The following is an 11,569-nucleotide window of genomic DNA, read 5'->3' on the forward strand; positions in this document are numbered from 1 at the left end:
CCGCGCGCGAATCATCCTCTAAAGTCGAAATTGGAATGGGAATGCCGCGGTGAGCCGATGAACGGCTCCGCCTGGAGAAAGCAGGTAAATGTCCTTCGCACAACTTGCAGTATTGGACACCGGATCCAACCGGACGCTCGCTGAACGGCTGATCGACCAGCTTGCCGACCGCATCGGCGGCCTCGGCGTGGAACTCGCCGATATTGCCGGCAACGTCCAGGAAGTCGCAAACCGCGTCGCAAACCAGTCGGAACGGTTCCACCATCTCCAGAAGACCGCCGAGACGATGGTCTCGGCCAACCACGACATCGCCAATGCATCGCAGGCCGTGCAAACCACCACGTCCGCGGCGGTTGGCGAGATCGCGCAATCGCGCAGCGCCGTCGACACCGCGGTCAACCACATCTCCGAGCTCGTCGCGGCGGTGGAGCGCATCGAGGCCCGCCTCAGCGCCGTCGGCTCGGCGCTGGCGCAGGTCGCGAAAGTCTCGGGCTCGATCGAAGCGATCGCGAAGCAGACCAATCTGCTCGCGCTGAACGCAACCATCGAAGCCGCCCGGGCCGGCAATGCCGGCCGCGGCTTCGCGGTGGTCGCAAGCGAGGTGAAGAACCTCGCGGAAGCCACCCGCCAGGCCACGCATCAGATCTCCGACACCGTGCGCGATCTCGACGGCCAGATCGAAGGCCTGATCGGCGAGAGCAGCGACGCCTCGCAGCGCGCCAAGACCGCAGGCGAAGGCGCCCAGCAGATCTCCGGCATCATCTCGCGGGTCCAGCAGGGCTTCGCCTCCGTGGAGGCGGAGATCGGCAGCGTCACGCGCGCGGCAACCTCCAATCTCGGACATTGCGACACCGTCATCAGCGAGCTGAACGAACTCGCCAAGGGCGTCGACCTCTCCTCGCGAGATCTCAAGAGCGCCGATCAGCGCGTGACAAAGCTGCTCGACACCTCCGAAGGCCTGATCGCACTCATCGCCGACAGCGGCGTGGAGACATCCGACGCGCCGCTGATCCGTGTCGTCGTCGAGACCGCGAAGCGGATCTCGACCGAATTCGAGGCCGCGATCGATCGCGGCGACATCACGCTCGACCAGCTCATGGACGAGACCTATCGCGAAATTCCCGGCTCCGATCCAAAGCAGTACCTCACCAAATACGTCGATTTCACCGACCGCGTGCTGCCCGCGATCCAGGATCCGATCCAGAAATCCGATCCCCGCATCGTGTTCTGCGTCGCCTGGGCCAAGGGCGGCTATCTGCCGACCCACAACCCCAACTATCGCCTGCCGCAAGGCAAGGACCCGGTCTGGAACAACGCCAATTGCCGCAACCGCCGCCTGTTCAACGATCGCACGGTGCAGAAGGTCGCGGCGAACACCAAGCCGTTCCTGCTCCAGACCTACCGCCGCGACATGGGCGGCGGACAGTTCGTGCTGATGAAGGACCTGTCCTCGCCGATCGTGGTCCGCGGCAAGCACTGGGGCGCCTTCCGGATGGGTTTTCGGCAGAGCTGACGGCCGCTGCTACGGCGTTGCGGCGTCCCTGAAATAAAAAAGCTCGAAAACAACCCCATGCACAGTAGCCGGGGTGTACGGAATCAATGGCTTGGAGCGGGATGAAGAAACTCATCTAGCGCCCCTACGGAGGTGCGTTCCCTCCCCCTTGCGGGGGAGGGCTAGGGAGAGGGGTAGCCCAGCAAAAGGTGCCCGTTGTGATGACGCACCGAGGGCGGATGCGCGACGGAAAGAGTCCCCGTGTGGCACCCCCCTCCCTGCCCCTCCCCCGCAAGGGGGGAGGGAACGGAGAGAGTTGTGCCGTCGGCCTAACTCGATCCGACTTCAGCTCATCGCACTTTACGCGTCTGATGAATTCGTTGCTCCGTCGGGCAAAACAGGAGCATGATGTCATCATCGCGCAGGTCAGCTATCCTACCGCTAGCCGTTGCTCCCGTGCCGGTGCTTGCCGCCACCGCCCGACTTTCCCAATCGCACGACTTTCGTCATCGCATGATTTTACGGATTCGCACGGCGATCTGCGGCGATCGATAACGCGCGCGCCGAAAATGCGTCAAAACATGACGATTATCATATCAATTAGCCCAAAACGCTTGCTGCGAGCGCCGCACAAATTCGTGAACGTCATGGGCTGACGCGTCAACAGCGCAAATATGCATTGCCGGAGATTGCGAGGCTTCACCGTTTCGTATCGGTATGATCATTGTCGCGCGCGAATTCGCTGACTAGATCGACGCAAGCGATCGAGCGAGCAAGGGGATGCATATGGCAACTGTTCTCACCATCAACGGCGAAACGAAATCGTTCGATGCGCCACCTGAAATGCCGCTGCTGTGGGTGCTGCGCGACATCCTCGGAATGACCGGCACCAAGTTCGGCTGCGGCATTGCGCAATGCGGAGCCTGCACGGTGCATGTCGACGGCAAGGCGGTGCGCTCCTGCGTCCTGCCGGTCAGCGCGGTCGAGAACCGCGCCATCACCACGATCGAACATGTCGGCAGCACGCCTGCGGGTGCGAAGGTGCAGAAGGCCTGGCTCGATCTCGAGGTGATCCAGTGCGGCTATTGCCAGTCCGGCCAGATCATGTCGGCCGCCGCACTGCTGGCCGCTACGCCCAATCCTGATGATTCCGACATCGACGCCGCGATGGCCGGCAACATCTGCCGCTGCGGCACCTATGTCCGCATCCGCGAGGCCGTCAAGCAGGCCGCCAACGGCCGTCAGTCCTGAGGTCCACCATGAATGCACATCACAGCGTCTCCCGCCGCGCGCTGCTGACCGGCGGTCTCGCCACCGGTTTCCTGCTCGCCTTCCATCTGCCGCTGCGCGCCGCCGTCAACGAGCCGGTGCAGCCGAAGGACGTGACCGACGGCAAGTTCGCGCCCAACGCCTTCATCCGCATCGACGAGACCGGCCGCACCGTGCTGATGATGCCGCAGGTCGAAATGGGCCAGGGTGTCTACACCTCGATCTCGATGATCATTGCCGAAGAGCTCGATGCCGACTGGGCCAAGGTTGAAGTGCTGCACGCGCCGCCTGATGACAAGCTCTACGCCAATCCGGCCTTCGGCCTGCAGGCAACGGGCGGTTCGACCTCGATCCGCGCGTGGTGGAAGCCGCTGCGCGCGGCCGGCGCCACCGCGCGGGCGATGCTGGTGCAGGCAGCTGCGGCGCGATGGGGGGTCGATCCCGCCAGCTGCACGGCCTCGAAGGGCGAAGTCATTCACGCCGCGAGCGGCCGCAAGCTCGGCTACGGCGCCCTGGCACTCGCCGCGCAGGGCCAGACCCCACCGAAGGACGTTCCGGTCAAGGATCCCAAGGACTTCGTCCTGATCGGCCAGCCGCTGAAGCGCCTCGATACGCCGGACAAGGTCAACGGCAAGGCCGTCTACGGCATCGACGCGATCCTGCCCGGCATGAAGATCGCCGCGATAGCCAACTGCCCGGTGTTCGGCGGCAAGGTCGGCAAGGTCGACGACAGCGCCGCGGTGAAAATCGCCGGCGTGCGCAAGGTCGTCGTGCTCGACGACGCCGTCGCTGTGATCGGCGACCACATGTGGGCGGCAAAGAAAGGTCTCGAGGCGCTCAAGATCGAGTGGAACGAGGGAGCGAACGCCGGGATCAGCACCAGGGACATCTGGCAGAACCTGCGCGATGCCAGCGCGAAGGACGGCGTGGTCGCGAAATCCACCGGCGACATCGCCAAGGCGCTTGCGAGCGGCGACAAGTTCGAGGCGGCTTACGAGTTGCCGTTCCTGGCGCATGCGTCGATGGAGCCGATCAACGCCACCGTGAGGGTCACGAAGGACTCCTGCGAGATCTGGACCGGCACGCAGATCATGACACGCGTGCAATCGGAGGCGGCGAAGGCCGCAGGTGTTCCGCTCGACAAGGTCATCGTCAACCAGCATCTGCTCGGCGGCGGCTTCGGCCGCAAGCTCGAGCCGGACATGGTGGTCGCGGCGGTGAAGATCGCCAGGCAGGTCGACTATCCCGTGAAGGTGATATGGACCCGCGAGGAAGACATCCAGCACGACGTCTACCGACCGGTCTATCGCGACCAGATCGCGGCGTCGCTGGTCGACGGCAAGGTCTCGGGGTGGAAGTACAAGGTCGCCGGCTCCGCGGTGCTGGCGCGCTGGCTGCCGCCGGCCTTCCAGAAGGGCATCGACATCGACGCGATCGACGCCGCCGTCGATGCGCCCTACGACTTCGCCAACTTCCACGTCGAATATGTCCGTGCCGAACCGCCGGCGGTGCCGACCGGCTTCTGGCGCGGCGTCGGCCCGAACAACAACGTGTTCGCGGTCGAATGCGCGATGGACGAACTCGCCCGCAAGGCCGGCAAGGACCCGGTCGAATTCCGAAGGTCCATGTTGACGAAAAATCCGCGCGCGCTCGCGGTGCTGGACCTGGTCGCCGAAAAGTCCGGCTGGGGCCAGCCATTGCCGCCGCGCGTCGGCCGCGGCGTCTGCGTGCAGCCGTCATTTGCGAGCTTCCTCGCAACCGTGGTCGAGGCCGAGATCGATGAACTCGGAGAGATCACGCTTCGCCGCATCACCTCCGTGGTCGACACCGGCATCGCGGTCAACCCCGACACGGTGAAGGCGCAGATCGAGGGCGGGCTGATCTTCGGCCTCACCGCCGCGCTCTATGGCGAGATCACCATCGAGAAGGGCCGCGTGCAGCAATCCAACTTCCACGACTACCGCATGATGCGCATCAACGAGACGCCGAAGATCGAGGTGATTGTCGTGAAGAGCGGCGAGGCGCCCGGCGGCATCGGTGAAGCCGGCGTCAATGCCGGGCCGCCCGCGCTGCGCAACGCGATTCTTGCCGCAACCGGCGTGACGCTGCGGCGCTTACCCGTCGATCGAAAACTGCTGGCTGTGGGGAAGAAGGCATGAGCGGCAAGATGCGTATCCTCACAAGTATCGTTGTGATCGCCATCGTCGCGGTGGCGCTCGGCGCCTTCGTCATCCGCGGGCCCGGCCCGCTCGACTTCGCCGGCGGCACCAAAGTGGCGCTGGCGGATTACCGCGCCGGCAAGCCCACCGGCGCACCGGCAAAGCTGGAGAAAGCGAGCCTGGTCGAACGCGGCGAATATCTGACGAAGGCCGCCGACTGCATGGTCTGCCACACCAAGCCGGGCGAGAAGGACTATTCCGGCGGGCTCGGCTTCAAGCTGCCGTTCGGCACGCTCTATTCCACCAACATCACCCCGGACAAGGACACCGGCATCGGCAATTACAGCGACCAGGATTTCCTGAACGCGGTCCAGCACGGCCAGCGCCGCGACGGCGCGCGGCTCTATCCGGCGATGCCGTACACGTCCTACACCTTCATGACCGACGAGGACGTGCTGGCGGTGAAGGCCTATCTGTTCAGCCTGCCGGCGGTGCGTGCGAAAGCGCCGGAGAATACGCTGTCGTTCCCGTTCAATCAGCGCTGGGCGATGATCGTCTGGTCGGCCGTGTTCAATCCGGACACGCGCTTTGCGCCTGACACGTCGAAGAGCCCGGAATGGAACAGAGGCGCGTATCTTGCCGAAGCGCTGGCGCATTGCGGCGAGTGCCACACGCCGCGCAATCTCGGTTTTGCGCTGGACAACCGCAAGAAGTTTGCCGGCGCGATCACGGCGGGCTGGCGCGCCTTCAACATCTCCTCCGACAAGGCGACAGGTCTCGGCAACTGGAGCGACCAGGATCTGATCTCCTATCTGTCGCTCGGCCACGCACCCGGCCACGGCTCGGCCTCGGGCCCGATGGGTGAAGCCGTCGACCACAGCTTCAGCCAGTTCGCCCCGGAGGACATCAGCAGCATCGTTGCTTATTTGCGCAGCGTGCCGCCGCAGCCCTCGCCTGACCTGCCCGCCACCACCGCGCCCGTCGCGCCCGCCTCGCACAAGGACGGCGTGACGGCGAATGCGCGCGGCAAGACGGTGTTCGCCAGCGCCTGCGCCAGCTGCCACGGCTGGAGCGGCGAGAGTCCGGTCTCGCCGATGGCGACGCTGACCGGCACCTGGGCCGTCAACGACCCCGCCGCCACCAACGTCGCGCAGATCGTGCTGTCAGGCACCAAGCGCCACACGCCGGATGGCGCGCTGTCGATGCCGGCGTTCGGCAACGCCTACACCGACGACGAGATCGCGGCGGTGGCGAACTACGTCACGGCGCGATTCGGGACCAAGGGCTCGAAGCTGACGGCGAAGGATGTCGCGGAGATGCGGGAGCAGACGGCGGAGTAGTACGGTGGCGGTCCTTGCAGCGAGATTGATGCGCAATCGCGCGTGTCAATTCTCCGCTGTCGTCCCGGACATGCGAAGCGCAGATCCGGGACCCATACCCACAGGGAGTGGTTTGGCGAGAATTCGGAGTGGGAGCTTTGCCTCACACTTCTCCCTGTGGGTATGGGTCCCCGCGTGCGCGGGGACGACACTGAGTTTGACGCGCCGCGCGCTCAGCTCAACCAGAACCTCGGCGTCGCCGGCTCAAGCCTTCCGCCGACGCGCACCGGCGCAATCTTCAGCGCGAGCCCCGTCGCATCATCCGTCTCCACCGCGACGCCGCTCAGCGTTGCCGCACCCGCGGCCGGCTCGAACCGTCCTGACGGAATCCCCGACGTGAACCTCCGCAGCGGCTCTTCCTTCTGCATGCCGATGATGGAGTCGTAATCGCCGGTCATGCCGGCATCGGTCATGTAGGCGGTGCCGCCTGACAGGATCTGGTGGTCGGCGGTCGGCACATGGGTGTGCGTGCCGACGACGAGGCTGGCGCGGCCGTCGCAGAAGAAGCCGATGCCCTGCTTCTCGCTGCTCGCCTCGCAATGGAAATCGACGACGATGGCGTCGGCGGCAACGCCGAGCGGACAGGCGCCGAGCTCACGCTCGAGCGCTGCGAAGGGATCGTCGAACGGGGTCATGAAGACGCGGCCGAGTGCGTTGACGACGAGCGCATGCTTGCCGTTCTTGGTCTCGACCAGGGCTGCGCCGCGGCCGGGCGTGCCGCGCGGATAGTTCGCGGGCCGGATCAGGCGCTCGGCACGCTCGATGAATACCAGGGCTTCGCGCTGGTCCCAGGAATGGTTGCCGAGCGTGACCGCGTCGGCACCGGCGTCGAGAAACTCCTGATAGATCGCTTCCGTGATGCCGAAGCCGCCCGCGGAATTCTCGCCGTTGACGACGACGAAATCGAGCGACCAGTCCTTGACCATGCCGGGCAGATATTCGGCGATGGCGTTGCGGCCGCTACGGCCGACGACATCACCCACGAAGAGAATGCGCAACTTCAGAACTCCGGAAATCGAACACGTCCGATTCCGTTAGCACATAATCCAGCGCGACGTCGTGGGATAGTGCCGGAACCGCCTTGATCTCCTGCGCTGCAAAAGCGAGCCCGATGCCGACGATAGTCTTGGCCTTGCGCAAATGCGCGAAGGTGAAATCGTAATGCCCGGCACCATAGCCGATGCGATGGCCGAGGCGGTCGAACGCCGCGAGCGGCGTCAGCATGATGTCGGGGATGACTTCGGCGGCTGCCGGCGACGGCTCGGGAATGCCGAGCGGACCGAGCATCAGGCGATCGTTCGGGTGGAAGATGCGGAAGATCAGCGACTGGCCGCGCGCGGTGACGCAAGGCAGCGCCAGCTTTGCGCCCTGCTCGGCGAGCTTCTGCAGCAGCGGCATCGGATCGATCTCGCTGCGGATCGGCGAATAGCCGGAGACGATGCTGCCGGGCAGAAGCTGGAACGGCAGTCCGCGCTTGGCGAGTTTTACGGCGGCGGTCGCGCGCTTCTTTTCGCTCAGCGCGTCACGCGCGGCGAGGGCTTTGGCACGGAGTTCGGCTTTGGTGTTGGTCATGTGCGCTTGCTCCGCTGTCATCGTCCGCAAATGCGGACGATCCAGTATTCCAGAGACGCCAGTGTTTGAACCTCAACGCCGCGGCGTACTGGATGCCCCGGTCAAGCCGGGGCATGACACCGAGATTGGTTGAACTGCAAGCGTGTCGGGGACTCAGATTTCGACAGGCACGACCCAGAAGGAAGAAGTAACAGTGCGAAGCCGCGTACGCCGTTGAAGCACTCGATCCCGGAGTTCCCTACGAAAGTAGGTGGGCACCATATGTCCGGGCCCACGGGCCCGGCCAGGGACAGTTCCCTAAAGGATCGATAAGGCCCCGGGGATATATGGCTCCTGACGCGCGTCGCAGCCTCGCACAGCCAATGTAACAACGATACTGACGAATCGCCAGCCCGGCGAGAGTGCCGAGCTTCGGCGTAATGAACGGGCTGCGAGCCAGGGCGGAGGTCCGCTCCCTCCCCCGCTTGCGGGGGAGGGTTGGGGAGAGGGTGTCTCCGCAACGGGACAATCCCCCAGAGGACAGAGCCCTCACCCGCGCCTTCGGCGCGACCTCTCCCGCAAGCGGGAGAGGTTGAGCCTGCCGCAGCACCGAGGACAATAACTCAGCGCGTCTTCAGTAGCCCCTCTAGCCGATCGCAATGCCGTTGCCGACGGTCCGGTTCAGGACCTGGGTCGACTTCTCGATGCGTTCGGCTGCCGCGTTCAGGGCATTCACCACGGCGGTCTGCGTCATCCTGGCGCGCTCGACTGCGGCGTTGCGGAAATCCCTGAGCTCGGTCAGCTCCTGCTCCATGGTGCGGACGCGGTTGCCGACGTCGACCAGCTCGTCGCAGACGGTCAGCGCCGCCATCACGGTGAGGCGCGCATCGCCGATCTCGCCGAATTTTCCGCGCAGCGACTGGATGCGCGTCTCCAGGCCTTCGGCGAGCTTGAGCAGCCGCACCTCCTGGCCCTCCTCGCAGGCCATGCGGTATTGCCGGCCGTTGATGGTGACGTTGATGTGGCTCATCCGTCCTCTCCGGTATCGAGCACCGAGCGTATCGTGACGATCGCTGAATCCAACCGATCGGAAATCTCGCGATTGGTGCGCTCGAGCTTGCGCGCCTTCACCAGCGCGCCGTCGAGCTCGTCGGCGAGCCGCGAGCGGTCCGCGCCGAGCGCCTGGATTCGTGCCGCAAGCTCGTTCTCGTCGCGATCAGCGTCGCGCCGCCGCTCAACCGCGCTTTCGAGCGCGTCGAGCGCCGCCATCAGCCTGCGGGTCGCGATCTCGATCTCGACCGCGGAGGACTCCGTCATGGCGGAACTGTTGGACACGCGATCGTTCATGTAGTCAGCGGCGGAACCTATGGCCTTGCCCAGTGGCCTTTTCCTGGGGCGTGCCGTCCGGCAAAAGACTCGGTTCGGCAAGCGGTTAGAAGCAGAAATTTACGTGGCAAGCTAGCCGAGCGCAACGCCGCCGCGAAACTATGCACTGCTAGATCAGGCGCGGATCATCCCGATCCATGGGTTCCTGCCTGCGCGATCACCTCCGAAACGGGACTCCACTTTCGGAGCGTGCCGCAGGCAACTTTTACGGCCAAATCGGCGTTTGACTGCCTTGGACTCCCGGAACCGAGGTGCTATCCCAGCCCCGACCTTCAGTGGCCGCCAGGCTCCTCCCGCGCGGGCGTACACCGCCTCCAAGCGCCTCATTTCAGACGGATTTCAGACATGACGCAGGTCGATCACTCCCGTATGGCCAACGCGATCCGCGGCCTTTCGATGGACGCCGTCGAGAAGGCGAAATCGGGTCATCCCGGCCTGCCGATGGGTGCCGCCGACATCGCCACGGTGCTGTTCACGCAATTCCTGAAATTCGACGCCGCCGCGCCCGCCTGGCCCGACCGCGACCGCTTCGTGCTCTCGGCCGGCCACGGCTCGATGCTGCTCTATTCGCTGCTGTATCTGACCGGTAATTCCGAGATGACGCTGGACCAGATCAAGCAGTTCCGCCAGGTCGACTCGCTCACCCCCGGCCACCCCGAGAATTTCCGCACCAAGGGCATCGAGACCACGACCGGCCCGCTCGGCCAGGGCATCTCGACCGCGGTCGGCATGGCGCTCGCCGAGAAGATGCTCGCCGCCGAGTTCGGCAAGAAGATCGTCGACCACCACACCTATGTGCTCGCCTCCGACGGCGACCTGATGGAAGGCGTGTCGCAGGAAGCGATCGCGATGGCCGGGCACTGGAAGCTCAACAAGATGATCGTGCTCTACGACGACAACGGCATCTCGATCGACGGCCCGACCTCGATCTCCGATTCCGTCGACCAGGTGAAGCGCTTCAAGTCGGCGGGCTGGGCCGCCGAGAGGATCGACGGTCACGATCAGGCGGCGATCGCCGACGCCATCACGCGCGCGAAGAAATCCGGCAAGCCGACGCTGATCGCCTGCCGCACCACCATCGGTTTCGGCGCGCCGCACAAGCAGGGCACCTCGAAGGTGCATGGCGAGGCGTTAGGGGCCGAGGAGCTCGAGGCCGCCAAGGAAAATCTCGGCATCTCGCTCGAGCCGTTCGCGGTCGCCGACGACGTGCTGAAGGCGTGGCGCGCAGCCGGCAGCCGCGGCGCTGCGGCGCGCCAGGAATGGGAGGGCCGGCTCGGTGAGCTCGGTAGCCGCAAGCGCGCCGAGTTCGAGCGCCGCCTGCGCCATGAACGTCCCGCCTCGCTCGCAAAGGCGGTGCGCGCGTACAAGAAGGAATTGCTGGAAAAGCCGATGACCGCGGCCACCCGCAAATCCTCGGAAGCCGTGATCGAAGTCATCGCCGGCGCGATGCCGATGGAATTCCTCGCCGGCTCGGCCGACCTCACCGGCTCCAACAACAACAAGGCGAAATCGGCGACCGCGTTCTCGGCCAAGACGCCGAAGGGCCGCTTCATCCACTACGGCATTCGCGAGCACGGCATGGCCGCCGCGATGAACGGCATTTTCCTGCATGGCGGCTTCGCGCCGAACGGCGCGACCTTCCTGGTGTTCACCGACTATGCACGTCCCGCGATGCGCCTTGCCGCTCTGATGGGCTCCGGCGTCGTCTACGTGATGACGCACGATTCCATCGGCCTCGGCGAAGACGGCCCGACCCACCAGCCGGTCGAGCATCTCGCTGCGCTCCGCGCCATTCCGAACATGCGCGTGTTCCGTCCCTGCGATTCCATCGAGGTCGCCGAGTGCTGGGAGCTTGCGCTCAACCGTATCGACGGCCCGACCGTGCTGGCGCTGACGCGCCAGAACCTGCCGCAGCTGCGCACCACCGCACCGAACGACAACCCTTGCGCGGCCGGCGCTTACGAGCTGGTCGCTGCCCAAGGCGAAGCCAAGGCGACGCTGTTCGCCTCTGGCTCCGAGGTCGAGATCGCAGTCGCCGCCCAGAAGCAGCTCGCCGAGCGCGGTATCGCGTCACGCGTGGTCTCTGTTCCCTCGCTCGAGCTGTTGTTAGCGCAACCAGAGGCCAAGCGCGCCGCAATCATCGGCAATGCGCCGGTCAAGATCGCGATCGAGGCCGCCGTGCGCTGGGGTTGGGACGCCGTGATCGGCCAGGATGGCGAATTCATCGGCATGCATTCGTTCGGCGAAAGTGGCCCTGCAAAGGAGCTTTACAGGCATTTCGGCATTACCGCCGAGGCTGCAGTTAACGCTGTGCTGAAGCGCGTTACCTGAGA

General features: G+C 65.1%; 9 protein-coding genes and 1 other RNA gene. 5 read left to right on the top strand and 5 right to left on the bottom strand.

Annotated features, from left to right (window positions below; all coding sequences use genetic code 11):
- The first annotated feature begins 88 nt into the window (after positions 1–88).
- From AABA86_RS02330 to AABA86_RS02345, 4 genes are all read left to right on the top strand, one after another.
- Complete coding sequence (locus AABA86_RS02330) at positions 89–1,513, top strand: methyl-accepting chemotaxis protein (protein WP_338305610.1); 1,425 nt, start codon at positions 89–91, stop codon at positions 1,511–1,513.
- Positions 1,514–2,278: 765 nt separating this feature from the next.
- Positions 2,279–2,743 (top strand): (2Fe-2S)-binding protein, encoded by a 465-nt coding sequence (locus tag AABA86_RS02335; protein WP_028142020.1) that lies wholly within the window; start codon positions 2,279–2,281, stop codon positions 2,741–2,743.
- A gap of 8 nt (positions 2,744–2,751) precedes the next feature.
- Positions 2,752–4,920 carry a xanthine dehydrogenase family protein molybdopterin-binding subunit gene (locus AABA86_RS02340; protein WP_338305611.1) on the top strand — a complete coding sequence of 723 codons (2,169 nt, stop codon included), beginning with the start codon at positions 2,752–2,754 and terminating at the stop codon, positions 4,918–4,920.
- Entirely contained in the window at positions 4,917–6,260 is a 1,344-nt protein-coding gene (locus tag AABA86_RS02345; protein WP_338305612.1) for a c-type cytochrome, read from the top strand. Before AABA86_RS02340 ends, AABA86_RS02345 begins: the two co-directional genes overlap by 4 nt.
- A 212-nt stretch (positions 6,261–6,472) precedes the next feature.
- Here the strand turns inward: AABA86_RS02345 and AABA86_RS02350 are convergent, their stop codons facing one another.
- The 5 genes from AABA86_RS02350 to AABA86_RS02370 all read right to left on the bottom strand — a co-directional run bounded on the left by AABA86_RS02350 (position 6,473) and on the right by AABA86_RS02370 (position 9,197).
- A complete protein-coding gene (locus tag AABA86_RS02350) occupies positions 6,473–7,297 on the bottom strand; it encodes a TIGR00282 family metallophosphoesterase (RefSeq protein ID WP_338305613.1) in 825 nt (274 codons plus the stop codon).
- Positions 7,275–7,871, bottom strand: coding sequence for a 5-formyltetrahydrofolate cyclo-ligase (locus tag AABA86_RS02355; RefSeq protein WP_338305614.1), 597 nt, complete (start codon positions 7,869–7,871; stop codon positions 7,275–7,277). The genes AABA86_RS02350 and AABA86_RS02355 overlap by 23 nt, the downstream gene beginning before the upstream one ends.
- Positions 7,872–8,065: 194 nt before the next feature.
- A non-coding RNA gene (ssrS, locus tag AABA86_RS02360) (6S RNA) lies at positions 8,066–8,226 on the bottom strand.
- A 270-nt stretch (positions 8,227–8,496) separates the two neighbouring features.
- Entirely contained in the window at positions 8,497–8,880 is a 384-nt protein-coding gene (locus tag AABA86_RS02365) for a cell division protein ZapA (protein ID WP_212245381.1), read from the bottom strand.
- Positions 8,877–9,197: a DUF4164 domain-containing protein gene (locus AABA86_RS02370; RefSeq protein ID WP_020608063.1), complete on the bottom strand. Its 321-nt coding sequence runs from the start codon at positions 9,195–9,197 to the stop codon at positions 8,877–8,879. Before AABA86_RS02370 ends, AABA86_RS02365 begins: the two co-directional genes overlap by 4 nt.
- A 384-nt stretch (positions 9,198–9,581) precedes the next feature.
- On the opposite strand from AABA86_RS02370, the gene tkt reads away from it, so the two are divergent.
- A complete protein-coding gene (gene tkt / locus AABA86_RS02375; protein WP_338305617.1) occupies positions 9,582–11,567 on the top strand; it encodes a transketolase in 1,986 nt (661 codons plus the stop codon).
- Positions 11,568–11,569 lie beyond the last annotated feature (2 nt).

Source organism: Bradyrhizobium sp. TM233, from assembly GCF_036247965.1.
Taxonomy (GTDB): Bacteria; Pseudomonadota; Alphaproteobacteria; order Rhizobiales; family Xanthobacteraceae; genus Bradyrhizobium; species Bradyrhizobium ottawaense.